This window comes from Pedobacter sp. A2324 (genome assembly GCF_059693705.1).
This window is the reverse complement of record NZ_JCASSK010000001.1, coordinates 938,276-964,878: the sequence shown is the minus strand read 5'-3', so window position 1 is coordinate 964,878 and position 26,603 is coordinate 938,276. Positions and strand designations below refer to the sequence as shown.

Here is a 26,603-nt window from a genome sequence, read left to right as displayed (position 1 = left end):
CCTGTTACCTAGATGGCTTAATCTCTAAATTATTCTACACCATAAAACAATTGCTACAAATGTTCATACCAGTAATAAACACCGAGAATATCGTAATTGTTGATCGTGAAAGTGTGACGATTGCTGCAGTTCTGACTTCTATTTTCTTTCGTGAAGGAAACTATCTGCCTCTATTTTCCTTTCCAGCAGCAAGAATGTTCAAAGGTGCAGAAGAAAATGAATATAATACGCTTTCAAATAGTCATTGCTTACACAGTGCTGTTTTTATCAATAATGCACTAGCGAGGCTTGGAAAATTTGATAAGGTAATTTTCGCTGGAATGAGTGATGAGCAAAAAAGTTATTTTTCATTGGGAGAATCAGAAATAATTGAAATTAATACACTAGAAGATATTTATGTCAATCTCAAGGCTCTCTGCTTCTCGTCTCTATCAGCCCTTAGAGTTCGTAGTTCAGAATGTTACCAGGGATTGATAAATGCATGCAATAATAAGAAGTACCTGATAATTGATGAAACTGCATCAGAAGTTGCTATTGTACAAACGGCAAATGAGGCGATCGTTGTCATTGAAGATGAGGAAGATTTAACGGTGATTATTGCAATGAATTATGCTTTATCTATAAAGGCAGACATCAAGATTGTCAAGGCAACCCATGAGGATGAAATTTATGCATTACACGGAAAAATTGAGGATTGGAAAGTGAGCAATAACGAAGATGCATACCTCGACATAGCGCATGAGATAGCTGAACGTACAAGGGATATTAATTTCGACAGTTATCAATTTTGCACATTTTTTACAGCAGGATTACCATATTCTCTTGTGCTGAAAAATATAATCCTAATGACCTACGTAAATATTTTGCAAAGGCCTGATATTTTTATCATGAACAATCTGCTGTTTGAAAAAATTACTACATTCTATTCCGGTGTAATTTTTTCACCAGGTTTTTTCACAAGTGAAGAAACGCGGAATGTTCAGCTGATATTGGATAAAAACAATTATTACAATCGAGAATTACTGGGTAAAAATGCGACAGTAAATAACTTAGACTACCATCTTCAGCATTTTCCTTATGATATATTCCATATCTGTAGCCATGGTGGTGAAGTCGGCGGCTATGAGGTCAAGCAAGAATTTGTCGACAGTGCTGGTGAAAGACATCTAATGGAATATGATGAGGTTGTCGGTTTCTCACCTGATACGAGCGATGGTATGGTAAAAGTTTCCAGTAAATCCATTTTCAAAAAACTTGATGGTTACCAGTGGAAAAGTAAGGAACTCAAAGACAAGACACCTGATTATGTCTTTCAAGATATGTTTAGGATTTGGAAGGCACATGAGGGAGAAAATCTAATAAGAACTCCAAAGGAGAGAATTGCAGGATCCTGTGCGATCGTCTGCACACACAGTCTTCACCAGGGGATGGTGAGAAGCCTTGCAAATCATAGCTCTCCTATTATATTCAATAATACCTGCTGGTCCGCAATGGAAATGTCCAAGATGTTTCTCAGTCAGGGTGCCCGTGGTTATATTGGAACACTCTGGGCTGTCAATACCGGAGTAGCTGAAGAATTTGCAAATAACTTTTATCTCAATGCTTTTGACCAGCCGATAGCTAAAGCATTCTATGAAAGTATCTACCTCACCAGAGAAACTGATTCTGCGGAAATTTATATCTTCTGGGGACTGCATTTTACTTCTTTTCAAAAATGTCGGGAGAAAAGAGAGGTTGTAGACTTCAGGATATTTATAGAGTTAATGGATGAATATCTTACCTATAAGAAAAAGCAGCTTAGCTCAAGTAAGGAGGTATCAAAAAACATACAAGAAATCATAATTAGAATAAAGGAAGATCTTCATAGCTTTCCTACCGCCTATTTTGAGCGTTGGCATAGCTATTTGAAAAAGAACGTACAGTGAACCATTATATAAGCGAACTTGGAGAACTCAGAAAACGCACCATTTAATGAATATTTCAATCTTAGAACGTTTGTGCTAATAGTGGTATTTGTCGGTTAGCAAAGTCCATATTAAACCTTCTTTATACATGTCCTGGAATTTGTAACTGGACTTATTTTTAATTATTAAGCAGCATTTTTTCCGTTAAAATAAATTACTTTTTTGCATCAGTGTGCGAAAATGTGAAGCCTATATCCTAATAACTTCTAAATCATCAAAAAAGTATTAAAATGGATCCAAGAATTTAGTTTTTCATGTAGGGTTCACTTTCATACCGGCTTTTTATTAGATAAGTTTACTTTTATGATTTCAGGATTCTCTTTTTTTCTCAATATCAAAGTTGCTACCGTCCACGTGCTGCTTTTCGGATGGTCAAGAAACATTGGTTGAATACCGCGATCGGCAAATAACATGTAACCCATTTTATCTATATCATCCAATAGGTTTTGAAGGATATAGGCTACCTGAATACGATCTAAGGTTTCTGACATTCCGCTTAAATCTCCATAATCTGTAATAGTTTCAAATACATAGGAAATAAAATCAGATTCTTCTTTTATCCTTGACTCATCATAGTCAGTGTTATAGCCATGTACTTCATTAATAATATTAAACAATTTTTTACCAGATGTTACTTGAGAAAGGAAGAGTGGCTTTTCATTTTCAGAATCAATGTCAATTGCTTTTTTTAGAACTGAGCGAACCCAATTGTCATGGTTAGTCTTAATATATCTTAAGATTTCTTCATTGTAAGTGTCCACCAGTTCATCTATTTCTTTGTGGTGGTTTCGGCATAGAAGTATCAAATTTTCATACTGGTCATAATTTATTATTTCTGGTATATGCCTCGGACCGTTCGTTTTTGAGCTAATAATATGACATTCCTCCCCAATATTGAATTCCTCGGTATTCCCTTCGCTAGTTACTAATTCAGTTTTACAAATTGCACAACGGTTACCCGATTTACCCCAAAGAAATTTTCTTGTTTTATCTGAAATGGCCATATTAGAAATTACATTAATGAAGTTAAGTTACTAATTTTAATTTTAGACAATCTCAGATGACCTATTAACAAATTTTAAAATAATTTGCAACTTTTGCCAATTCCTAAAAATCAATCAAGAAAAAATTCGAAATTTTCCCAGTCAGGGCTAAGGTGTAAAAGCCATATCATCTGGCACTTGTCCAGAATAAATAACCCAATAACTACGAGTCATAAAAAAAGATCTGCGGCCAGATAAGGCCAGCAAATTTTGATTTTCCTAGTTAATTATTAGCCTCATCTTTGCTAACCCCTATTGCATTTGCTCGCCACAGGATATAGCCTAGTCTACCACAACATTCAGCAACAAAATATTCAATATCCGCAGGCACATCGTTTACGATACGAAACCTAATTTTATACTTTGGGTTGTAGCTGAGGTAGATTACCAGATCATCAGATTGAAAACCTCTACCAAGTAAGGATTTTAAATGAACATGTTCAAGATCTCTAGCTGCATTTTGCAACCTGTCGTTCATCACTTTGGCTAACGCTTTTTGAGGTTTAAAATCAGTTTCTAAAATGGCAACCACGGTTACAGTCATACAGCAAAAATATATCTATAAACCATATTAGCAAACACTGACCGCTAATTATACTGATAATGAGCGGAATAATTTTTATTCTATTCTGACATGATAAGTCGTTTCAACATAAGGTATAATAGACATCTTACCCAAAGTGTCAATAAAAACAATTGCTCAATGAGAACTTTGCACGAAAGTTAATTGTAGATGGATTATTTCAGAATCAAAGAAAAACGGAGCTTGACAAAAGATGCGGTGATCCGGCTCTTGGGAAAAGAGTTGAAAATTACTGAGGATGAAACTCTCAATAGAACCCTGGACTTTATTTATGCCCTGGCAAACCTGGCAGTAAAAATAGAATTGAAAAAAGGAAGACCGAAAAAAGAACGGATTATTAAAAAAGATCTTAAATAAAAAAAAGAAAATGGCAAGATTAGCAGATTTATACATCAGGGTCAGTACAGATGAGCAGGCTGAGAAAGGGTATTCATTGAGAAGCCAGAAAGATGTATTGGAAAGATACTGTGATATAAACGGAATTAGGATTAGAAAAATCTTTACCGAAGATCATTCGGCAAAAACCTTTAATCGGCCCCAGTGGAAACAACTGCTTACGTTTTTAAAAAGATCCAAGCGCGAATCAGACCTACTCCTATTCACTAAATGGGACAGGTTCAGCCGCAATACCAGCGATGCATACCAGATGATTGCATTTCTTCGTAAGCTCGGGATTGAACCACAAGCTATAGAACAGCCACTGAACTTAGACGTTCCCGAAAATAAGATGATCCTTGCGGTTTATTTGACTACACCAGAGATTGAAAATGACAGGCGGGGATTGAGTACAAAAGCGGGTATCCGTCAGGCTAAAAAGGAAGGACGTTGGACTGGTCCCGCACCATTGGGATATGTAAATAAAACCAAAGAGGACGGCTCTAAATACATTTGCCACAAATTTCCGGAAGCTGCGATAATCAAATGGGTATTCGACCAATTGGAAAGAAACGTTTTTTCAGGGGAGCAGATATTGATCGAAGCCAGGGAGAAAGGGCTTAAATGCAGTAAAAACAACTTTTATTGCGTTATAAAAAACCCGATGTATTATGGGAAGGTTACTGTTCCAAGGTTCAAAGATGAAGAAGAGGAACTAGTAGATGGGAAACACCAGGCATTAATAAGCGAAGAGCAATTCCATAAAGTGCAGGAAATCCTAGCCGCGAGGGGGAAGGTACATGGTAGGCAGGTTTCTGTTCCTGAGCAGATGCCTCTAAGGGGATTTCTTATGTGCCCAAAATGCACAAGAAAACTCACAGGAAGTGCTCCTGGCGCTAAGGTTACTCGCATTTATTACTACCATTGTCATTCCAAATGCGGGGCTAGAATTAGGGCTAATGTAATGAATGCCAGATTTGTTGAGCACATCGAAAACATTAAACTGGAAAGTAAATTTGTTCCTTTAATCTCAATCGCCTTAAACGACGCCTACGAAAACCAATTGAAAGACCTTTTGGAAGAAAAGAAAAAACTTAAAGCACAGATCGAAGGCACTCAATATAGAATCCGGCAAGCGAGAGAAATGCTTTTGGAAGGTGCGTTGGATAGTTCAGACTTCAGGGTCATTAAGTCGGAAAACACTGAGAAACTCGAGAAGCTCAGCGCTTTACTCCAAGAGCTAAAAAACAAAAACAAAATCATTCTCGACAGAGAATATATCATCGGACACGCTCTAGGTTCTATTGAGAATCTAAACGTGCTTTTTACAAAATCAGATATCGAAGAGAAAAGATTGTTGATTAGTCATCTCTATCCAGAGGGAATAAGTTACAAACATGAAAAATTTAGCTATCATCACTTCAATAAAGCTGGACGGATAATATTTAACTCTTCATTAATTTCTTTATAAAGGCTGTTCGAAAAACCCTTGTAAAGAAATTAATGCTTTTTTATTAAAGAATGATATTGATTTGGCTGAACATATATTATTTCATTTCCAAAACAGACCTCATATGGCTAAAAGTTTTGGAAAATACATCGCCCGCGATACTTGCCTAACCTTTAACTTCCCACCCTACCAAATGGAAACTTATGTGTACCGACCTGGATTGAGGTGCTATGGATCTCTGAATCGCTGCTAGTAGTTTCTCCATAGCAAAAAAACGCCTAACAAACCAGTTTAATTTTGCTAAAAAAAGGAATTTTTCTTATCTTAAATGAGATATAAAATTCACTTACAAAAACTGCAGAAGTATGAAAACAGCAGACCTATACATCAGGGTAAGTACTGATGAACAGGCGGAAAAAGGCTATTCCCTGCGAAGTCAACAGGAAGTATTGCGAAAATATTGCGACCTACATTCTATTGCTATCCGGGAAATCTTTATAGAGGACCATTCAGCCAAAACATTCAAAAGGCCTATATGGCAGAAATATCTGGTTTATTTGAAAAGAAACAAAAAAAAATCAGCATTACTTCTGTTCACCAAATGGGATCGCTTTAGTAGAAATACCAGCGACGCTTATCAAATGATCACAAAGCTCAACAGGCAGGGAATCGACCCTCAAGCCATTGAGCAACCATTGGATCTCAGTATTCCAGAGAATAAGATGATGCTTGCAATCTACCTTACCGCACCTGAGGTGGAGAATGACAGACGAGGGCTTAATACTAAATCAGGCATCAGGCAAGCCAAAAAGGAAGGCCGTTGTACCGGAAAGGCGCCTCTGGGATATATCAACAAAAGTTATGAAGATGGCAGAAAATATATAACACCAAAAGAGCCACAGGCGAAGATAATGAGATGGGTATTCGAGGAATATGCCAAAGGGAATTATTCGGGAGAGCAAATATTAAAGGAAATGAATGATAAGGGGCTGAGATGTAGCAAAAACAACTTCTATCACCTATTAAAGAATCCCATGTACATGGGGAAGATCAGAGTTCCAGCAGAAAGAGATGAGCCGGAAGGATTAGTGGATGCCCTCCACCCTGCCTTAGTTACTGAGGAAATATTTGAGCAGGTACAAGTCGTTTTAGGGCAAAAAACAAAAGAAGTCAATGCTATCAAGGTATTTGACCCTAACGATCTACCTTTGAGAGGATTTATCAATTGTCCAAAATGTACGAGAGTTTTGACTGGAAGTGCATCAAAGGGCAAAACCAGTTATAGTCTATACTATCATTGCAAATCATCATGCGGCGTCAGATTTAGGGCCCTAGAAGCTAATGACTCATTCAAGGATTTGTTAACAATGTATATTCCGAGAAACCCCGATGAATGGAAAAATGAATTTGTTGATTCTTTCAATCAACAAATTAAGTGTAAAAAGAAAGATCTTAAAATATTGAAAGATAAGATTGCTGCCCTCAATACAAGAATAGAAACGTCAAGAGAAAGGATGTTGGATGATGAAATCGAGCCATCTGAATTTCGTAAGATCAAGGGAGAGACAAATCTTGAGATTGAGGCCTTGGAAACAGAACTTTTTAGTATCGAGCCGGAAAAAAACACCGTGGCCTCTATAAAACATACTATTGAACAAGCCATTCAATGCCTAAAAAATATTGACAAATATTATGATTTAGCAAGATTAGATATGAAAAAAGAGATCATAAGCACCATTTTTCCGCAAAAATTGCACTACTCTGAAGGCATAGGTCGAACCCAAAAGTCGAACTTTTTCGCAAGCCTAATTTATCTGAAAAACAGCGAGTTACGAGAAAAAAAAATGGGACAAAACCATTCGAAAATGTCTTTGTCCCATACGGGGTGGCTGATGGGGCTCGAACCCACGACCCTCGGCACCACAAACCAATACTCTAACCAACTGAGCTACAGCCACCGTATTTTTTAGTGTCACAAAAGTACGATTTTTACTATTCCCTCCAAATATTTTTTTCAAAGATTTGGTAACATTTTTTTAATCTGCTAAAATTCAATAGTTTGAAATGAAAATATTTTTTCTGGTACGGAGATCCTAACCGATTTTAATGCCAAAAACATACCTTTACGGCGTTTATGATCGAAATTTATACAGACGGAGCAGCCAGTGGAAACCCGGGACCAGGTGGTTATGGCACCATTTTAAGGGCCGGACAACATTATAAGGAACTGAGTGGTGGTTTTAGAATGACCACGAATAACCGTATGGAGTTGCTGGCAGTAATTAAAGGTCTTGAAGCATTGAAAAGCCTCAACCAACAGGTTACTGTGTTTTCAGACTCTAAATATGTAGTCGATGCCGTAGAAAAGAAATGGGTATTCGGATGGCAGACCAAAAACTTCAAGGATAAAAAGAACAAAGACCTTTGGATCCGCTTTTTACAGCTCTATAAACTACATCAGGTGAAGTTTGTTTGGATCAAAGGACATAATGACCATCCCGAGAATGAAAGGTGCGACCGTTTAGCTGTTGCCGCATCGCAAAACAAAGCCGAACAAGCCATAGATACCGCTTTTGAAGCAGAGCGCAAATTGTTGTAAAAGATCAGCAACCTCAGTCATTTTATCGTATAATTCCAAATTGCAAATCAGGCCAGTTATAATTTTGTTGCTATTTTGCAATTGAATAAACCCTTGGTTTAAAACCGTCAACATGGAGAGCACAATAGGCTTACTGGAAAAAATCAGACACCACGATAAGGTAGCTGTTGCACTAAATGAAAACTGTAAAATCTCCCTGCCCCAGGAGGTGATAGAAATTTTGTCCAAACCCCACAAGCTTTCCTTCTATTATTTCCAATACATTGACGAAGGAAAATCTACCTTTAAAACGGATTTAACTGAGTTTGGCGCAGGAGATGGCGACCTGGTTTTTGGTTTACCTAATCAGATCTTTACCAAGCTTCCCTACGATAAAAGCAATCAGCAATATGCCTTATCGTTCGATGAACATACCCTATCGCTCTTACCGGGATCTTATCCTTTCCTTGCCAACACTACAAATATCCATTCCATATCATTTGATGAGGCCTCACGGCAACGCATAAAAAACCTTTTAAAAGGGCTTTTCCAGCTTCTTCACAGTCCAGGAAAGCAACAGAAGGCAGAAGTGATACTGGCACATCTTCATACCCTGATGGTTGAATTTAATCATGCCTATTTCGAGCAGAACCCGAAACAGGAAATAGAAACCAACTTTAAACTATCCAAATATCAGGAATTCAAGCTTAGGGTTGAAGACAATTTGAGCAATCATCAGGATATTAAGGCCATCGCAGAACAGCTGTCCCTCCATTCCAGTACGCTATACAGCATTATTAAAGAACATACCGGGCTTTCTCCAAAAGAATGGATCACTAACCGACTGATACTGGAAGCGCAACGGAAACTGGAGTACTCTAACCCATCGGTTAAAGAACTGGCCTATGAACTTGGCTTTACCGATCCCGGATATTTCTCCCGCGTGTTCAGGCGCAATACAGGCAAAAGCATCACACGCTACCTCGCTGAACGAGATTCGTCCCACAACTAAAGAGATTCGTCCTCACGCCCCTTTTTTACCGGTCATATCTTTGCTGTATAATTTTTATAGACATGAAAACAGCATTAATAACAGGAGCAAATAAAGGAATAGGCTTCGAAACAGCAAAAATACTGGCACAAAATGGTTATTTCGTTTACCTGGGATGCCGCACATTAGAAAACGGACAATCAGCCGAACAACGGCTTAAAAGTGCAGGATTTCAAAATATTGAAGCGCTTTTAATTGATGTTACAGATGATCAATCAGTCCAGACAGCCCGTAAAACCCTTGGACAGAAGACGGCAACTTTGGATGTGCTTATTAATAACGCCGGTATCTCCGGTCCTTTTGAGCAATCTGCACTAAGCTCGGAAATTTCAGCTTACCAAACAGTGTTCAATACAAATGTTTTTGGCGTAGTCAGGGTAACCGAGGCCTTTATCGACTTGATGCAAAAATCCCCTGAACCGAGAATTGTGAATGTGAGTACAGCCATGGCTTCGCTCACAATGGCTGCAGACATATTTGGAAACAATTTCCCAAAAAGATATGTGATCTACCAATCTTCCAAATCAGCACTCAATATGTACACCATCAATTTAGCTTTTGAGCTTCGTGATACCAGGTTCAAAGTGAACGCTGTATGTCCGGGATACACCCAAACCGACTTCACCAATCACCAGGGTACCAGCACACCTGAGCACGCAGGTCAGCGAATCGCCAAATATGCACTTATAGACCAGGATGGGCCAACAGGTAAATATTTTAGCGAAGAGTACTTTCCTGAACCGGCAAACTGCCCCTGGTAAATTGCCGCTAATTAATGGCACTTCATATATAAAAACTGTGATTGGAGCATTTGGCTAGGATAAAAGCACCCAAAATCGGGCTTGCAGGCATTACGCCGGCACTTTTATAGGCCTTTTATCCTAGCATGTTCCCATCTGGTTCCTTTCTTGTTCCTTGCAGTATCCCAGCTGTTACCTGCGACGGTGCCGGGAAACTACTGGCAAACCCCTGCTGCTACTGGCAACCAAAGATGATTCAGAGGGAAAAACGCCTGTTATCTGGCTTCAATTTTTATCGTTCCGGTTTTCAGGTTTTTCCCCATCACATTTAATTCAATTGCTCCGGCCTTTTGATCAGCCTGCAAGGTCACCACCAGTTTACCACTAAACAACTTCATTGTGGGTTTAACAAAAGATTCTAATGATGTGGCATCGCCATTGCAAACCGCTTTGAAATGTCCAGCCCCTTTTACTTCAAAATTTAAAGCATCAGTTGCCGTCGGACATGGATTCCCATTTTGATCGGTAACCGAAACCGTTACGTAACACAGGTCTTTGCCATCTGCATCGATACGCACCCGGTCTGCAGATAACTTAATCTGATAAGGTTTCCCTGCGGTAACAATCTGTTCTTCCTTTACCGCTTTACCATTTTCATCCAGTGCCACTACCTTCAATGTTCCCGGTTCATATTTAACGTCCATCCACATCAGGCGGTACCTGTTCTGTGGCGAAGATTTATCTTTTTTCCTAATGCCTAAACTTTTACCATTCAGAAATAGTTCGGCACTGTCATAACTCGTATACACAAATACAGGTGTGGTTTGTCCTTCCCTGCCCTCCCAATTCCAATGCGGCAAAAGGTGTAATGTAGGTTCTTCTTTGTTCCAGCGGCTTCTGTACAAATAATATCTGTCTTTCGGTAAACCGGCAAGATCAGAAATACCAAAATAAGAACTTCGCGAAGGCCAGCTTTCATCATAAGGAGTAGGTTCTCCCAGATAATCAAAGCCTGTCCAAACGAACTCCCCGATTACCCAGGGTTTGTCGTCCTGCATCACAAAATCATCGTCGGGCAGGTTAGACCAGCTGCAATATTCCATATCATAGGAGGAGGACTGCAAATCAGGATACTTTTTATCAAAACCTTTTACAACCGGAAATTTATAAATTCCTCTCGAACTTACCGTTGATGCGGTTTCTGAGCCCAAAATGAATCCCTGAGGAAACGCTTTATTGGCATCTTCATATAAATGCACACGATAGTTTAAACCCGGAATATCCAGTAAAGCACCAAAGCCCGATTGCATGGTCGCCTTCACCTGATCCATACCCACCGTTACCGGACGGGTTGGATCTTCGCGGTGGAAAATTTCCTGCAACCATTTAGCCCTTTTTACACCTTCAGCACCAAACTGATCAGGAACTTCGTTACCCGAACTCCACATCACAATACAGGGATGGTTTTTCGTTGTCTTTACCAGGTTTACGATGTCTTTTTCAGCATCGGTGTTGAAATATAAATGGTAGCCATTTTCCACTTTCGCCTTTGCCCACTCATCAAAACTTTCGGCAAGAAACATAAAACCCATTTCATCACAAAGCTCCAATTGTTCGGGCGAAGGCATATTGTGGGAGCTTCTGATGGCATCGCAACCCATCTCTTTGAGTATGGTGAGTTGTCTTCTCAATGCAGCAGTATTGATTGCCGTACCTAATGGTCCGAGGTCGTGATGCAGACAAACGCCCTTAAACTTCCTCACCTGTCCGTTAAGGGTAAAACCTTTGGCCGCACTGTAGCTAATTTCCCGTACGCCGAACTTAGTTTTCACTACATCTTTAAGTTCGTTCCCCTCATAAACGCTCGATACTGCAGTGTATAAATAAGGCGTTTCAGGGCTCCAGAGGTTGGGGTTGCTCAACTGAATGTTCTGATCAGCTTCATTTCCGAAAACCGATCTGGCCGTATCGATAGCTACCTGCTTTCCGGTTGCATCCAGTATTTTCGTAATCAGGTGCAACCTGGCGTCCGATAACTTTGTTTTGATGTTTACCTTCGCAAATTCTTTTTTAGCAACTGGTGTAGCGACGGTTATGCCCCAGTGATCAATACTTTTTTCATCTTTAATAATCAGGTGAACATTGCGGTATAAACCTGCACCGGGATACCACCTCGATGATTTAGCCTTGTTTTTTAGCTGTATAGCCAGTTGGTTCCCTTTCGCATTAATGTCTTTCGTAATATCTAAATAGAAATAGTTATAGCCATAATTCCACTGCCCTATTAGTTTTCCGTTCAGGTAAACCCGGGGTTCACTCATGGCGCCATCAATCTGCAACAATACTTTCTGGTTCGGTTTAATCACCGGCAGATCCAGTTTCTTTCTGTACCAGCCTTCACCAACATAAGGAAGTGCTCCGGTCCTGCCGGTTTTTTCTGTCGGGTGGGTTTCCCCATTCTGGGTAATGGCTGTAACCTGTTTGTCGATTTCCTTATCAAACGGGCCACTAATGGCCCAGTCGTGAGGAACCGTTACATTTTCCCAGCGGCTATCGTTAAAGTCTGATTTAGATGCGCCGGTGAAAGCCCCTTTTGAAAACTTCCAGCCGGTTTCCAGCAAAATTTCTTTCCTTTGGGCAACGGCATTTACATAAGCACTACAGGCAACGACAAGTAAAAGGAACGTTTTTTTAAACTGATACATGAAGATAATTATTTGAGATAAATGGATTCAACAACAATACTAAGTGGCAACTCACCTGAAGTATAGCCAAAGGTAAGCTCCAGTTTTTCGGCATTGCCTAACTTAAAAGGCGACTGGTTTGCGCCCTGGTAATAAAGCGGCTGAAAACCCGGATAAGGCCTGGGTAACAATAGCTGATGGTCGGACTTCAGCTGGTTTAATGGAACTTCTATTAACTGGAACTTATCTGAGGTCTGGATTTCGGCAGAGAAAAATTGCGCATCGCTGTCAATCAAACCAATCTTCACTTTTGTACCATCCGTGTTCGATTTTATTTTAACGACAAGGGTTTTAAACTGATCCAGTTCTGTTGCCCTTCCTGCCGTTTTATCGGCAAAAAAAGTTTGAAAACCCATCAATTGTCCGGCTTTGGGTTTATTCATTGCCAGCCCAAGATTTAATACGGTAGGGTTTTCGTCGGTGCTATAGTCTACCTTATTATTTTGCCAGTCGGCATTGTAAATATTGATTTGCTTCCCGTCATTTGCGGCATCGAAAATTTCCAGGTATGCAGATGTAGCTGCAACATAAGATTGGTATTCCGGATACTCCAGGCGGTCCCAGGCAGCTGGGTCACCCTTTACACTTCCCGGAAAACTGAAGTATCCACCACTGGCCTGACGGACGATAATCTGATATTTAAGCAATCCATTCTTCACCAGCACAGCCGGTACTTCAGCGGAGTAACGGTAAGGTGTTTTGTTCTCCAAAGGAATCTTTTTCCAGCGACCCGCAGCATTTAACTGAACAAAAGCTGAATCACCCTTAGTCAAGCCAACAATTTCAGCATCAATTACAAAAGCACGCTGTTCGGTTAAGGTACTATAAGGCTGATGTTTAACCACAATGGTGTTTACGGACGACTTAGGCGCCACAAACTCACCCAAACGGATATTTCCATAAACAGTTTGGGCATTTAATTTAGTGTTCAAGCCTTTTCTGGTAAGCAAATATGTTCCCGGTGCAATATTAAAATGACTTCCCTCTGCATCGAACTTCACCGTATTAAGGGCATTTAAACCATTGATCATAAACCCATTTCCCAGATCAGGCAAATTGATTTCCATTGGAACCTTAACCCAGTTGATTAAGGTTACGGCTTTAGCGGGCGAAGCTTTTTCAAAAGGATCTTTCACCTGAATAGCATCAGGCATCACTTCAAGGCGCCATACCCCTGGTTCAATCTGGTCCAGAAAGTAAGCACCCCTCCCCTGATAGTTAACTACCTGCGAGCTTCCTACACCGGCTATATGCTGCAAGGTTTTTAACTGAACCGGAAGCGAAGTTGTGCTATTCGAATAGTAAAATGCATTTGGACTATTCATTTCGCTCAATCCTTTTTTATAATCTATTTTAAAGGGCCCAAAGGCATTCGGGTTTTCGGCATCAGCCAGGCGCTGATTTTGGTGAAATACATTTGAGGCAATCAGCATGCTGATTGCTTTAGAAGGCGTATAGGCCAGGTTTAAATAATGGGTTTGATATTCCGTATTGGCATAAGCCGTGGCCATCGGATCGTAGGCAAACTGTGTAGCCCATTGAAAGCCTGCTGTTCTGAAACTTCGCGCCATAGCAGGATACATTACAGGAGCCATTACATCACCGGCATCGAATTCATAAATAACCTTAGCCCGCCGGTTGAAAGCCGGAATGGTGTCGAATGGTATTTTATAAGAGGCTACATTGGGCAGATAGTTCCCCTGCAAGGTATGCCCGGCAACCAGCCCGGTTGGATACCATTGAAAACTATGTCCCTGAACGTTAGCCTTCACAATGGCACCAGCATACCATGGCGATTCACTGATATTATAGAAGATGGGTTTAGTCCAGCCTGAACTTTTTATTGCAGCCACCATACGGTTTACATATTCTGTTACCAGTGTTTTCGGGCCACTATGCTGAGGTTCATTATTCACCTCAGCGGCCAGAATATCTGTATCCTGCTGATAGGTTAAGCCGGTGTAGGGATTTTTATGCTTGAAAAACTGTTTGAGGTAATTCTCCTGCGCTTTAAAAGCAGCCTCATCTGTCAGTGCCCTTTGCTTACCAAATACATTCGAAAAACTACCTGTAGCTTCATCTTTTTCCGGATAACCATTTCCCCAAAAGGCAATTGGCGTTACCAGTGTTTTGATATGGCGTTTTTTTAATTCTGCAATCAGAAAATCAAACAGGCGTAAATGCTCATTATTGAGCAGGTTACCATTTAGATCAGCTATCTCCTGGTCCCACACATGCACACGAAAAGCATCAAATCCCAACCTCGAAAAGTGATAAACATCGTCGTGTATAGCCTGTTCTGCCGTTTTTCCTGTCTTTAGTATTGCCCTGTAACCATAAGCAAAAGGTGCGGTATAGTTGGTACCGAAAAATGCGGCTTCCTTATCATCTTTTTCCCATCTGATTACGCCTTTTGCATCCACATAAATGCCTTGTCTGTTTTGTGCATTAACTGTAAGGCACAAGCACGCAAAAAACAAAACCACGGAAATTTTCTTCATTAAATCCATAAACGAATATAACAGCCTTTAAGCTAAATCATTTTTTTTATTCTAATTGATATTAAGGCAAAAAGCCATCCATAGCAACTGTCGGTTTACCCGAATCATCAAAAGCACCAAGCTTGTAACCACTCCAGCTATTGTATGATTGTGGTTCCCAGTAGAAAACCCCTAACCCTTTATTATTCGGCAATGATTTATTTTTGGCAATCAGATCTTTGATAAAAGCTTTACAGGCCACCGCTTCTGATACCGGCATACCCAGTTCGCAGATCATCACCTCTGAACCATAACGGGATACCATATCTGTCATATTGGTTAAACATTGTGTGTTCTTCGCCGACCAGTCGGTAGCCGATGGATACATCGACATGCCAATCACGTCCCATTTAGCACCATTATTTTTTAACCCATCGAAAATCCACCTGAATAAACTATTATCATAACCATTGGAAATATGCACCACTACTTTAGTGGACGGATTTACTGCTTTCACGCCATTATAACCTGATAGTATCAGATCAGCAAAATTCTTCATATTTACCGAAGCCTTTCCATCATTCCAAAGCATGCCGTTATTGGTTTCATTCCCTACCTGTACCCATTCAGGAACAATTTTGTTGGTTTTTAAAACAGTCAATACTTCTACCGTATGGTTATAAACCGAGGTTTTTAGTGCGGCAAAATCCTGGTTTACCCAGGCCGCAGGTTTGTTCTGCTGCGCAGGATCTGCCCATGAATCGCTGTAGTGAAAATCAATTAATAGGCGCATATTGGCAGCCTGTGCCCTTTTGGCTTTCGCCAATACATCAGCGGTATTGCAATAGCCTGATGCCGGATTTACCCAAACGCGCAAACGAATGGTATTGATCCCTTTATCTTTTAAAATACGGAGTAAGTCCTGCTGCTCTCCTGCAGCATTGTAGAATTTTTTCCCGTTTGCTTCCATTTCTGTTAACCAGCTCACATCTGCACCCAGGGCATAAGTACCAGCTGGATCCGGTAAAGGATAAATTTGTGTTTCGCCCTTAACTGATTTCTTGCAGGCCGCCCCTGCAATAATAAGTAACAAAACAACTGCGAGCCATTTTGTGCGGTCTAATTTTATGTTCTTTAACATTGTTTCCTTATTTAACCGAATACGTATAATTTCCATCACCGGCACTTAAATCTAAAGTCACCGTAAATACTCCTGTTTTGGCTACTGGTATATTAATACCGCCCCAGTTTGGTGCGCCGGCAAAAACCAAAGCACCTGATGCATCAACTTTATAACTGATGTCGTAACCGCCGTTTGCGGTAAACACAAAAGTTTTACCTGCGGTAAGTGATACATTTGCTGCTACCCATTTCATGGTAGTTGCATTGTACACTAATGGCGTTGCAGATGTACTCCAGCCGTTATCATCGCCCGAGATATAAAATTTCACTGGTGTATAGCTAATCGTCATTGCCGTTACATCTGCATTCACCTTCATATAGGCGGGTGCCGGCGTCAGGTATAAATTACCTCCGGTTAAACTCATAGCAGTGGCTGTTCCACCCCAGCCATAAACTTTTGTGGCATCAAGTGAAGATACCAGCTGAAAGGCATCACCTCCGTAACCATCGGCATTGGGTAGGTTCAAATACCCTTCGTATTTATTATTAAACTTAGCTGAAGTGAGTACAAATCCGTTCGATCTGCTGGCTGGCGTTTTCCAGGAGTTACCGCCTTTGACGATTAATGCCGGATACTCAATGATTGCTTTATAAGGGTTTACACTTAATGTTAAGGTAGCAAAAACCGGCTTGATAGCAGATGCAACACCCGTATTCTGGTTAACCTCAGCTTTTAACCGGACTGCGAGGGTGCTTGCTGCACCTGTAGGTAACATCAGCTGGTTGGCCAGAAGGGAGTTGAAATCTGCACCAGTGTAAACTTTTGTCAGTGTTCCGGCCGGAAGTTTCACCGATACCGCATTTGCCCAGGCGTTTGCGCCAGTTGTATCTGTAGGCAAGTCAAATTCGAGCGAGTAGGTTGGCACCACGCTTGCCCCAAAATTTGCAGCATTGAAACTAAAGGTCACTACATTGCTGGCATCAGTAGCTGCCGATAAAACTACATTGGTAGCAGAGCTTTTAAAGGACAGCGAACCTGCAGCAGGAGGATTAATTACATTTGTACTGGCCTCTTTTTTACAGGCCTGAAAAAGGCCAATCAAAAGAAAACTGTATATAATGGTGAGGAATATTTTTTTCATCGTTTTAATTTTATGTTCATGATTGATGAAGCTGCCCTTGTTTTCATGTCCTGATGATGTGATCAGGGCAGCTTATCCTGCAAAAGATTAATAGCCAGTATTCTGACGTAAGTTTGGATTAGCGGACAAATCTGTCGGTGGCAAGGGAAACAGATTGTATTTACTGTTTACAGCTGTTCCTGCTTTTACACCGCCTTTCCAGGCCCATAAATAAGCCGCTGTAGAAAATTTACCAAAGCGGATTAAATCGGTTCTGCGCGTAGCTTCATACCACAGTTCCCGTCCACGCTCATCAAGAATAAAATCTGTTGTTAAGGCTGTTGCGTTGATGTTACCTGCCGTACTGCCATTATAAGCACGGGTACGTAACCTGTTTACATAATCCAGGGCGGTGGCTAAACTACCGCCGGCACCTCCACGCAAAACGGCTTCTGCATAAGTGAGATAGGTTTCACCAAGGCGGAAAAGCGGGAAATCGATATCGGAGAAATCCTTCGCTACATCCTGGTGCGGAGCAGGCCCACCAGAACGGGTTTTGTTTCTAAATTTTGTACTTGAATAACCATCTGCTGATACATATAAATCATTTACCTCCAGGTTTTGTCCCGACATATAAAACTGTGCACGGGTATCAGTTGCACCGGTTTTATCGGCGAACAGGTTTACAAACTGCTGCGTAATTCTTAACCCACCCCAGTTACCGCTTGAACCGGAAACATCGGCAGGAACACCTGCAGGCCCATGCATCAGATAGGTTGTACCTCCATAGTTCTGTGTGCTGGTACCATCGTAATTAATGGTGAATATATTCTCGTCTGTATTCAGATGATTATCAGCAATGGTTAACTCACGGTAATTGCCATGCAGGGTATAACCTGCAGCCGTAATTTTATTGCAGTAAGTAATTGCATCTGTGTACCTTGCTGTTCCGGTGTACACTTCGGCATTTAAATAGATGCGTGAAAGTAAAGCCCAGGATGCCGCGCGGTCGGCCCGGCCATATTCGTTAGCCTTGGGTGCAGCCAAATCGTTCTCAATAGCCTTCAGTTCTGATTCAACATAGCTGAACAAATCTTTCCTGGCAATTTGTTTTGGCAAATCCTTGCCTCCAATTTCAGTGGTTTCAGTTACCATAGGCGGGTTACCATAAATGTCCATCAGCACGGCATACTGATATGCCCTGATGAAACGGGCTTCAGCCCTGAAACGGCGCACCTGATCGGCATCAGCACCCACAATCCCTCTTTTACTTAAATTATCATCCGATGACTGATTGATAAAGTCGTTACAAAGCGTAATCTGAAAAAAGGATCGGTAATATAATCCGTTAATGATTGAATTGATTGAACCCCAGGTGAGTTCGTGCAAACCCTGGATACCTGCATCATTCTGCCACGACCAAACGGCCTCATCGGTGGTCAGCTCCTGTAAATTCCAGTATAAACGGAGAAAATCAGAGTTTCCTTCATCTTTAATTATTTCTGCAGGAATATCCGCCTGCCCTACAGAAGCGTTTCCGGTAAGTGCAAAAGCACCATAAACTTTTGCCAGGGCCTGTTTATAACCCGCCGCTGATGTGTACACCTTATCGGCAGTGAGGTCATTGGTAGGTACCAGATCCAGTTTATTGCACGAGCTGTTTAAAACTGCGGCTGTGCAAAGCAGCATGAATAGTTGTAAAACACGTGGTTTCATATATTTATTGTTAAAGCTGTTCATCATCTTAAAAATTAACATTTAAGCCCAAAGAGAAAGTACGTGGACGTGGATAGATGTTGTTATCTACGCCTGATGCTACCTCAGGATCCAGTCCCTGATATTTGGTAATTACAAATACGTTTTGTACGCTCGCTGTGAGTTGCAGGTTGGCTTTGGTTTTCAAAATCTTGCCGAAAGCATAGCCCAGGTTAACATTATCCATCCTTAAGAATGAGGCATTCTGCACATAGTAATCACTCAGTAACTGCTGTGCTTTAAAGTTTGTAGTCAGGTAATTTGGTGAGGCATTTAGAATAACCGAGGTGCCCAGAATCTGATTCAGGTTACCACTCTGACTATAATTGTTATTGTAAACATAGTTGCCCAGATTAGCCCTTAGCGTGAATGATAAATTCCATTTTTTATAGCTCAGGTTATTACTGAAACCCAGAAATAATTTCGGATCGGCTTGTTTACCTTTCTTGAAATCGTTTTCATTAATCACCCCATCGCCATTCTGGTCTACATAAACCCCTTCAACCGGATTTCCGTTCTGATCATAAACTTGTTCGAACAGGTTGAAGGTACTTTTCGGACCGCCAACAGCATTTATGAAAGCATTTTGTCCGCCTATCCCACCGGCAATGGTGCCGCTTGGAAAACCAGCATAATTAGGATCGTTAGGAACCACAGTAAGGTTAGTAATCGTATTTTTATTATAGGTAGCATTAAAGCTAAAATCCCAGTTGAAATCATTTTCCCTCACCGGATTAAAACCTAAGGTCAGCTCAACCCCTTTGTTCTCCATATCACCAACATTTACAATGGCATTAGCTGCAAAGTTGGTACCTGCTGGCTGTGGGATCAGGTTGAGCAAATCGCTGGTTTTCTTTTTATAGAAGTCCACACTACCCGTAATGCGGTTATCCATCAATCCAAAGTCTAAACCAATGTTCAGGGTTGCTGTTTCTTCCCATTTAATATTGGAGATATAGGCACTTGGTCGGTACATCTGATAAAAGGTATTTCCAAACTGATATTGTGCATTTAATGAACTTAAACCATAGGTAGACATATAGCTGTAGTTGCCAATGCCATCCTGCTGCCCGGTAATACCATAACTGGCACGCAATTTCATAGTAGAAATGGTTTTAATATCTTTCAAAAAGGATTCGTTCTTTACCGTCCAGGCTAATGCTACCGATGGAAATACGCCATATTTAAAGGCCGGACCAAAACGTGATGAACCATCTCTCCGAATGGTTCCGGTAAGTAAGAAACGTTCGTCATAACTGTAATTCAACCTTCCGAAGTAAGATATTAACCTGTATTGCGGCTTATTAAAAGCAAAGGCCGGATCTGAATTGATCACCTTGTTTCCGTAAGCATCAAAGCTCGGGAAATAATATTGGGTAGTTAAATAGTCATTATAGGAGTAACCTGCAGTTGCATCTACCCTGCTTTTGATTGATTTAAATTCTTTAACGTAATTCAGGTAAAAATCGAGTACGGTATTTCTCCGGTTTTGTTTGTATTGATTACTAACGCCGTTGCTTAAGATAGATTCCGCAGCATTTGGATCTACGTAAACGGTACCCTTCCCTGATGCCACATCGTAAGCAGCATTCAGGTTGGCATGCAATTCAGGCAGGAAGTGGAATTTATAATCCAGCTGGATATTGCCAATACTGCGCATCGGCTTTGCCCTGTCTTCACGTTGTTCCAGTAAACCCACCGGATTCCGGCCAACCAGATTCACCAATCCTGTTGGCGTGCTGGGATCCAGCCATTCCCAATAGCCGTTATAATCGGCACGGTTGGTATAAGTGGCCTGTGTAGGATCGAAACTCACTGCTCCGCCAATGGCCGAAGTATTTGCAAAACGTGTCTTTTGCATACTACCCTTCAAATTTACATCCAGCTTCAGGTGATTATCAAAGAACCTGGGATTAAATACAATGGCTGCAGAAGTTTTCTCCAGCTGATCGGTTCTTAACACGCCAGTCTGGTTTTGATAACCAACGGATAAACGATATGGCAGCTTTTTTATCCCCCCGCTGATGCTGATGTTATTATCGGTAGAAAAACCATCCTGATAAATCAGATCCTGCCAGTTAGTATTGAAAGTTCCAACCTGAGCCTTCTGTGCTGCTGTACCTTTTGCATTTACAATCGAACGTATATCATCGGCGCTTAAAACATCAAGCTGTTTGGTTAAGGTGGAAACCGAGTTCACCGAATTGAAGCTTACTTTTAGTGCATCACCTAAACCTTTTTTGGTTGTGATAATAATTACACCGTTGGCAGCTCTGGCACCGTAAATTGCCGCTGCTGAAGCATCCTTCAATACAGTAAAAGTTTCAATATCATTCGGATTGATAAAGCTTAAGGGGTTTGATGCGCCGGATACGCCACCGTTTTCCAGCGGTACGCCGTCGATTACAAATAAAGGATCGTTACTCGCATTTAGCGATGAACCTCCGCGAATACGGATGGTACTACCGCTGCCCGGCTGTCCGCTATTGGATGTGATGGCCACCCCTGATACTTTACCCGATAACATTTGTTCGGGCGTACTGATGCTTCCCTTCTGGAAATCTTTTACACTTACTACTGCTACAGAACCCGTCAGGTCTTGCTTTCTGGTTGTACCATAACCTACAACAACCACATCATTTAGTGTGGCAGCGTCTTCTGATAAGGTTACTGTAAGTGTTGTGGTGGTTGATACTGCAATTTCCTGTGTTTTAAAACCAATAGAAGAAAATTCCAGTACACCAGCCTTCGCCGGAATCCTGATGGTAAACTTACCGTTGGCATCCGTAGAAGTGGCAATTGTAGTACCCTTTAAACGAACACTCACACCCGGCATTCCCAGATTATCAGGAGCGGTTTTCACAATCCCGCTAATGGTAGCCTGCTGTGCAAATAGATATCCGTGGGTAAAAATCATGAGTAAAAGCATTAAAATCCGCTTGTTACTCGTGAGAAAAGATGTAAAAATGTGCATAGAAAATATGGTTAGAATTAGTAGCTACAAATCAAGTCTAATTCTCCATTTTCCTTTTGTGCTATCGTTCTTTTATTTTGTGCTATCTAACATAATATGCGTTAAAGCGATCGTCGAAAGCATTTTTCGCCTATTACTGAAATAAAACCTTAACTTTAACCTCCAGAAAAACCTGATGACTTCACTAACCAAAAACTTCTTATTTTTTTTGATTGTATTTTCTGCAGGACAAGCTTTTGCCCAGAATTTAAAGTTTAGCCACATCAGTGTGGAAGACGGTTTATCGAACAGTACCGTTGAATGCATCTTTCAGGATTACCGTGGATTTATGTGGTTTGGAACCCGGGATGGTTTAAACAAATATGACGGGAATCAGCTCACGGTTTTTAAAAACGATAAATCCAGAAATTCGCTAAGCGACAACTTCATCAGGTGCTTCTCCGAAGATCAGCACCATAACCTCTGGGTAGGAACATCAGACGGATTGAACAGGTTTAATGCAGAACAGAATAACTTTATTACTTATAAAACAAAAAGCAATAAAAATAGTGTCACCGCTATCCTGGAGATCGGGAAGAGCATTTTTGTAAGCACCTACGGCGGCGGACTGAATATTGTTGATCAGCAAACACAAAGTCTTGCACCGTTTACATATCACACTGCCGGCCAGCTCAGCAAAAAAGATTTCATCAACGATCTGTTTAACGATGGACTTGGCAATATCTGGATGGCAACCGATCAGGGCATTCAAATCCTCAACCTGAAAACCAAAAGGGCTAAGGCAATTGCTGGTTTAGACAAATATGTTATCCGGAGTATCAAAAGATCGCCTGGCGGCGATTATTGGTTTGCGACAGAAGAAAGCGGACTGATCCGTTATCAGTTAAATACAGGCAGCATCAAAATTTATCAGCATCAGGATAAAAACAAGAACAGTATTGCCAGTGATCTGGTGAGAGCGATTGCTTTTGACCAGCATCAGCATTTATGGCTTGGCGGAATTAACGGTGGCCTGGATCTTTTCAATCCCGCTACAGAAACGTTCCGGCATTACGAGAATGAGCCAGGCAATATTTCCAGCCTTTCGCAACGAACTGTATCTGCCCTATTTGCAGACCGGCAGGAAAATCTGTGGATTGGTACGCACCGTGGTGGTGTGAACCTCTATAGTCCAAAGGCAGAAAAATTCAGGCTTTTTCGCCAGGAACCGTATAAAAATAGTTTAAGCTATAACGACGTAAAAGCTTTCTGCGAAGATAAGCAGGGCAACATCTACATTGGTACAGATGGCGGAGGTCTTGATATTTACCAGCCAGGCACAAACACTTTCAGGCATCATCGGTATAATCCTTTTGATCAGAAAAGTATTGGTGCCGATGCCGTACTTGATGTTACCCAAACCAGCAATGGCAACATCCTTGTAGGCACCTGGGCTGGTGGATTGAACCTCGTGAACAGCGACGGGTCTTTTACCCGTTTTACCCACAGCAGTAATCCGAATTCTATTTCTTCCGATTATGTGCAGAAAAGCTTTGAAGACAGCGAACATCAAATCTGGATAGGCACTTACTATGGTGGCTTAAATCTGTTCGATCCACAAACCAGGCAGTTCAGGCGCATCACTACCGGAAAAAACGGCGGCAAAATCATGGGAAACAATGTGGTTTCTATAGCCGAAGACCAGGATAAAAACATTTGGATAGGCACGGATGACGGAGGTTTGAACTGCTATAATCTGCGCACACAGCTAGTAAATCATTATTTTTTGGGTGGCAAACTACCCGACCTCAGGGTTATTTTTATCGACCGGAAAGGAACGGTGTGGGTTGGACAAACCGGATTGTACCGTTTGAATAAAGCCAGAAACAAGTTCGACCTCTATACCACAAAAGCGGGTTTAGGAACAGAATTTATCAAAGGAATTGCAGAAGACAGGCAGGGAAATTTCTGGATATCCACCTCGAAAGGCTTAACGCAGTTTAATCCCGAAAAACAAACTTACAAAAAATACAATACCGGCGATGGCCTGCAAGGCCTCGAATTCGAAGCTAACGCTTACCTGCAAACCAGAAAAGGTGAAATCTTCTTCGGCGGCGTGAACGGATTTAATGCCTTTTTCCCCTCTGATATAGCAACTAATAAATTTGTCCCTCCGGTTTTTATAACCGAATTCCGGATTTTTAATCAGAAAATTATCCCCAATGCACCGGAAAGTGTTTTAGATCACGATATCAGCTTTACCGATGAGATTGAGCTCGACTACGATCAGGCATCTATTTCTTTCCGCTTTGCAGCGCTAAACTATGTATCGAGTGAAAATAACAACTATGCCTATAAACTAGAGGGTGAAGATAAGGACTGGATTAATATTGGAAACCTGACTCAGGCTTTCTATACCAACCTCGATCCGGGCACTTATACTTTTCGGGTGAAGGCATCAAATAACGACCATGTATGGAATGAAGCCGGCAAAACCATCAGGGTTGTTATCGCGCCCCCTTTCTGGTCCTCATGGTGGTTCAGACTTATTGCCATTTCACTCGCAGCCTACATTGCCTATGCTGCACTGAGCTTCAAGAGGCGATTAGAATTGAGAAAAATTGAGGAAGAGAAACGTGAGGAAATCCACCAGACGCAGTTACAGTTTTTCACTAATATTTCGCACGAATTCCGAACACCGCTTTCTTTGATCCTCGGACCGATAGAACGTCTGCTCAGGGAAGATACCAGCGAATCCTTTGTGAATTATTACAATACCATCCACCGGAATGCAAACCGCCTGCTTAGGCTAATTAACGAGTTGATGGACTTTAGAAAGGCCGCAACAGGTGCCCTTAAACTCAACGTGATTGACGGTAACCTCAATTTGTTTATCGATGAAGTGGCGGAAGAATTTTTGGAGATGGCCATGGAAAAACAGATAACATTTGAGGTAGAAAAAGTCAGCATCCCCGCTGAGGTTTGGTTTGACAGGCAGGTTATCGAAAAGATTATCCTGAACCTAATCAACAATTCCATAAAATATACCCAAACAGGGGGAACACTGAAACTTCAGATACTTAATTCATTAAATGGCATAGCGCCAGCCTTCGGGAATCAGCTGAGCGTCAAAAGCAATTATGTTGGCCAGTCATACGTTTATTTCAGGGTAATAGATAGCGGCATTGGCATATCAAAAGAATCGATCGGACATTTGTTCGAACGGTACTACCGCATCACTGAAAGCCATTTGGGCTCAGGGGTTGGCTTAGCCTTTGTAAAAAGCCTGACACTTTTGCATAAAGGTGTAATCCAGGTATCGAGCGAAAGAAATAAGGGTACCGAGATTATCATTGGTATTCCGGCAAATAAGGGAGATTATTCCCTAGCCGAGCAATTTAATCCGAATCATGCGCCCGGAGGTACCCGTTTGGAAAGCATTACCTATCAACTGGAAAAAGCTTCGCAAACCGCATCTATTCCACAAACTGTAGAAAATGTGGATGTATCAATACTGATTGTAGATGATAACGAAGAACTCCGGACGTTTTTGACAGAGACATTGAATCCCTTTTACAGGATTATCGAAGCCAGCGATGGTGCAGCCGGATTGTTTCAGGCACGGGCGGAAATGCCAAACCTCATCATCAGTGATGTAATGATGCCAGGCATGAACGGTACCGAGTTTTGCAGATTGCTCAAAGATGATATCAACACCAGTCATATCCCCTTTCTCATGCTTACGGCTAAAAACAGCATTGAAGCGGAAATTGAAGGGGCATCATCGGGTGCAGACCTTTATTTCACCAAACCCATCAACATAGATTTGTTACTCATTACGGTAAAAAACATTCTGGCGCAACGCGAGAAACTAAAAGACCATTACCTGAATAACAAGGAAACAGCACCCCAGGAACTTGTCCATTCAGAAAAAGATAAGGTTTTCATGTCGAAGCTACTCGCCATCATTGAAGAGCAGATGATTAATCCAGAAATGGACATTGATTACCTGTGCAGGGAAATCGGCATGAGCCGCACCAAGCTTTATCAGAAAATCAAAACCATTACCGGACAGTCGATAGGTGAATTTGTACGGTCGGCCAGGCTTAGAAAAGCCGTAGAAATTATGAAGACGGAAGATGTATTAATGACCGAGGTAATGTACCGCATCGGCATACAAACCCAGTCTTATTTCACAAAAGCCTTCAAGAAGGAATTCGGGCAAACGCCAACAGCGTACCTGCAGGCGATAAAGAAAAAAGTATCTTAGTCGTGAATAAGATTAGCTTCCACGTTAGCAATTTTACCATTTTCAAACACAAAATCAAAAGTCCCGCCTATTTCCTGTTCAGCGAAGCTTCCTTTAAATACAACTTCCAGGTGTGCAGTATTACCAGCGACGGTGAGATCCACCTGTCTGGTTCGGGTTTGATAGCCGATGAAATAGCTGTCAAAGTATGATTGGATTTCCTTTCTTCCACTGAAAACCCTGCCTACCGAGGGATCATCAAGAATGGCATCAGGTAAATAAAATTCAAGATACCTGTCGGTATCAAAAGAATTGCCTGCAGCAATCCACTCACTGATAAAATGTGTGATATTCATGTTAGATATACTTAATAGTTCCTTTTAGCGGAACTTGGG

The 26,603-nt window shown here is 41.3% G+C and carries 16 protein-coding genes, 1 tRNA gene and 1 pseudogene; 8 read left to right on the top strand and 10 right to left on the bottom strand.

Features of this window, described 5'->3' with window-relative positions:
* Window positions 1-59 precede the first annotated feature (59 nt).
* On the top strand, window positions 60-1,925 hold the full coding sequence (locus AC570I_RS04060; protein WP_497404451.1) for a hypothetical protein: 1,866 nt from the start codon (window positions 60-62) through the stop codon (window positions 1,923-1,925).
* Window positions 1,926-2,233: 308 nt separating this feature from the next.
* On the opposite strand, the gene AC570I_RS04055 is transcribed toward AC570I_RS04060, so the two are convergent.
* Both AC570I_RS04055 and AC570I_RS04050 read right to left on the bottom strand, forming a co-directional pair.
* Complete coding sequence (locus tag AC570I_RS04055; protein WP_497404450.1) at window positions 2,234-2,968, bottom strand: HNH endonuclease; 735 nt, start codon at window positions 2,966-2,968, stop codon at window positions 2,234-2,236.
* A 262-nt stretch (window positions 2,969-3,230) separates the two neighbouring features.
* Window positions 3,231-3,551 carry a hypothetical protein gene (locus AC570I_RS04050; RefSeq protein WP_196100072.1) on the bottom strand — a complete coding sequence of 107 codons (321 nt, stop codon included), beginning with the start codon at window positions 3,549-3,551 and terminating at the stop codon, window positions 3,231-3,233.
* Between the two features lie 189 nt (window positions 3,552-3,740).
* On the opposite strand from AC570I_RS04050, the gene AC570I_RS04045 reads away from it, so the two are divergent.
* The 3 genes and pseudogenes from AC570I_RS04045 to AC570I_RS04035 form a co-directional block, all read left to right on the top strand.
* Window positions 3,741-3,947: a hypothetical protein gene (locus AC570I_RS04045; protein ID WP_196100073.1), complete on the top strand. Its 207-nt coding sequence runs from the start codon at window positions 3,741-3,743 to the stop codon at window positions 3,945-3,947.
* 10 nt (window positions 3,948-3,957) lie between these two features.
* A complete protein-coding gene (locus AC570I_RS04040) occupies window positions 3,958-5,436 on the top strand; it encodes a recombinase family protein (RefSeq protein WP_497404449.1) in 1,479 nt (492 codons plus the stop codon).
* A 344-nt stretch (window positions 5,437-5,780) separates the two neighbouring features.
* Window positions 5,781-6,551, top strand: a pseudogene (locus tag AC570I_RS04035) (recombinase family protein); the annotation flags it as partial.
* A gap of 748 nt (window positions 6,552-7,299) precedes the next feature.
* Here AC570I_RS04035 and AC570I_RS04030 read toward each other — a convergent pair.
* Window positions 7,300-7,373, bottom strand: a tRNA-His gene (locus AC570I_RS04030).
* Between the two features lie 176 nt (window positions 7,374-7,549).
* On the opposite strand from AC570I_RS04030, the gene rnhA reads away from it, so the two are divergent.
* The 3 genes from rnhA (at window position 7,550) to AC570I_RS04015 (ending at window position 9,805) form a co-directional block, all read left to right on the top strand.
* Window positions 7,550-8,014 carry a ribonuclease HI gene (gene rnhA / locus AC570I_RS04025; protein ID WP_047797283.1) on the top strand — a complete coding sequence of 155 codons (465 nt, stop codon included), beginning with the start codon at window positions 7,550-7,552 and terminating at the stop codon, window positions 8,012-8,014.
* Window positions 8,015-8,126: 112 nt separating this feature from the next.
* A complete protein-coding gene (locus AC570I_RS04020; protein ID WP_497404448.1) occupies window positions 8,127-9,005 on the top strand; it encodes a helix-turn-helix domain-containing protein in 879 nt (292 codons plus the stop codon).
* 62 nt (window positions 9,006-9,067) lie between these two features.
* Complete coding sequence (locus AC570I_RS04015; protein ID WP_497404447.1) at window positions 9,068-9,805, top strand: SDR family oxidoreductase; 738 nt, start codon at window positions 9,068-9,070, stop codon at window positions 9,803-9,805.
* Between the two features lie 254 nt (window positions 9,806-10,059).
* On the opposite strand, the gene AC570I_RS04010 is transcribed toward AC570I_RS04015, so the two are convergent.
* The 6 genes from AC570I_RS04010 to AC570I_RS03985 all read right to left on the bottom strand — a co-directional run bounded on the left by AC570I_RS04010 (window position 10,060) and on the right by AC570I_RS03985 (window position 21,980).
* Window positions 10,060-12,489: a DUF4982 domain-containing protein gene (locus tag AC570I_RS04010; RefSeq protein ID WP_497404446.1), complete on the bottom strand. Its 2,430-nt coding sequence runs from the start codon at window positions 12,487-12,489 to the stop codon at window positions 10,060-10,062.
* 8 nt (window positions 12,490-12,497) lie between these two features.
* A complete protein-coding gene (locus tag AC570I_RS04005; RefSeq protein ID WP_497404445.1) occupies window positions 12,498-15,029 on the bottom strand; it encodes a membrane or secreted protein in 2,532 nt (843 codons plus the stop codon).
* Window positions 15,030-15,090: 61 nt separating this feature from the next.
* Complete coding sequence (locus tag AC570I_RS04000) at window positions 15,091-16,149, bottom strand: glycoside hydrolase family 53 protein (RefSeq protein WP_497404444.1); 1,059 nt, start codon at window positions 16,147-16,149, stop codon at window positions 15,091-15,093.
* A 7-nt stretch (window positions 16,150-16,156) separates the two neighbouring features.
* Window positions 16,157-17,272 (bottom strand): SusE domain-containing protein, encoded by a 1,116-nt coding sequence (locus tag AC570I_RS03995; RefSeq protein WP_497404443.1) that lies wholly within the window; start codon window positions 17,270-17,272, stop codon window positions 16,157-16,159.
* 87 nt (window positions 17,273-17,359) lie between these two features.
* Window positions 17,360-18,967: a RagB/SusD family nutrient uptake outer membrane protein gene (locus AC570I_RS03990; protein ID WP_497404442.1), complete on the bottom strand. Its 1,608-nt coding sequence runs from the start codon at window positions 18,965-18,967 to the stop codon at window positions 17,360-17,362.
* A gap of 28 nt (window positions 18,968-18,995) precedes the next feature.
* Window positions 18,996-21,980 (bottom strand): SusC/RagA family TonB-linked outer membrane protein, encoded by a 2,985-nt coding sequence (locus AC570I_RS03985; RefSeq protein ID WP_497404441.1) that lies wholly within the window; start codon window positions 21,978-21,980, stop codon window positions 18,996-18,998.
* A 175-nt stretch (window positions 21,981-22,155) separates the two neighbouring features.
* Between AC570I_RS03985 and AC570I_RS03980 the strand changes: the two genes are divergently transcribed.
* Entirely contained in the window at window positions 22,156-26,229 is a 4,074-nt protein-coding gene (locus AC570I_RS03980) for a hybrid sensor histidine kinase/response regulator transcription factor (RefSeq protein WP_497404440.1), read from the top strand.
* Here AC570I_RS03980 and AC570I_RS03975 read toward each other — a convergent pair.
* Complete coding sequence (locus tag AC570I_RS03975) at window positions 26,226-26,564, bottom strand: YybH family protein (protein ID WP_497404439.1); 339 nt, start codon at window positions 26,562-26,564, stop codon at window positions 26,226-26,228. The genes AC570I_RS03980 and AC570I_RS03975 overlap by 4 nt on opposite strands.
* Between the last annotated feature and the right edge of the window lie 39 nt (window positions 26,565-26,603).

Excerpts from the sequence above, each read along its gene's own strand:
- AC570I_RS04060 (WP_497404451.1), top strand. The coding sequence starts at position 60 with ATGTTCATACCAGTAATAAACACCGAGAATATCGTAATTGTTGATCGT.
- AC570I_RS04055 (WP_497404450.1), bottom strand. The coding sequence starts at position 2,968 with ATGGCCATTTCAGATAAAACAAGAAAATTTCTTTGGGGTAAATCGGGT.
- AC570I_RS04050 (WP_196100072.1), bottom strand. The coding sequence starts at position 3,551 with ATGACTGTAACCGTGGTTGCCATTTTAGAAACTGATTTTAAACCTCAA.
- AC570I_RS04045 (WP_196100073.1), top strand. The coding sequence starts at position 3,741 with ATGGATTATTTCAGAATCAAAGAAAAACGGAGCTTGACAAAAGATGCG.
- AC570I_RS04040 (WP_497404449.1), top strand. The coding sequence starts at position 3,958 with ATGGCAAGATTAGCAGATTTATACATCAGGGTCAGTACAGATGAGCAG.
- rnhA (WP_047797283.1), top strand. The coding sequence starts at position 7,550 with ATGATCGAAATTTATACAGACGGAGCAGCCAGTGGAAACCCGGGACCA.
- AC570I_RS04020 (WP_497404448.1), top strand. The coding sequence starts at position 8,127 with ATGGAGAGCACAATAGGCTTACTGGAAAAAATCAGACACCACGATAAG.
- AC570I_RS04015 (WP_497404447.1), top strand. The coding sequence starts at position 9,068 with ATGAAAACAGCATTAATAACAGGAGCAAATAAAGGAATAGGCTTCGAA.
- AC570I_RS04010 (WP_497404446.1), bottom strand. The coding sequence starts at position 12,489 with ATGTATCAGTTTAAAAAAACGTTCCTTTTACTTGTCGTTGCCTGTAGT.
- AC570I_RS04005 (WP_497404445.1), bottom strand. The coding sequence starts at position 15,029 with ATGAAGAAAATTTCCGTGGTTTTGTTTTTTGCGTGCTTGTGCCTTACA.
- AC570I_RS04000 (WP_497404444.1), bottom strand. The coding sequence starts at position 16,149 with ATGTTAAAGAACATAAAATTAGACCGCACAAAATGGCTCGCAGTTGTT.
- AC570I_RS03995 (WP_497404443.1), bottom strand. The coding sequence starts at position 17,272 with ATGAAAAAAATATTCCTCACCATTATATACAGTTTTCTTTTGATTGGC.
- AC570I_RS03990 (WP_497404442.1), bottom strand. The coding sequence starts at position 18,967 with ATGAAACCACGTGTTTTACAACTATTCATGCTGCTTTGCACAGCCGCA.
- AC570I_RS03985 (WP_497404441.1), bottom strand. The coding sequence starts at position 21,980 with ATGCACATTTTTACATCTTTTCTCACGAGTAACAAGCGGATTTTAATG.
- AC570I_RS03980 (WP_497404440.1), top strand. The coding sequence starts at position 22,156 with ATGACTTCACTAACCAAAAACTTCTTATTTTTTTTGATTGTATTTTCT.
- AC570I_RS03975 (WP_497404439.1), bottom strand. The coding sequence starts at position 26,564 with ATGAATATCACACATTTTATCAGTGAGTGGATTGCTGCAGGCAATTCT.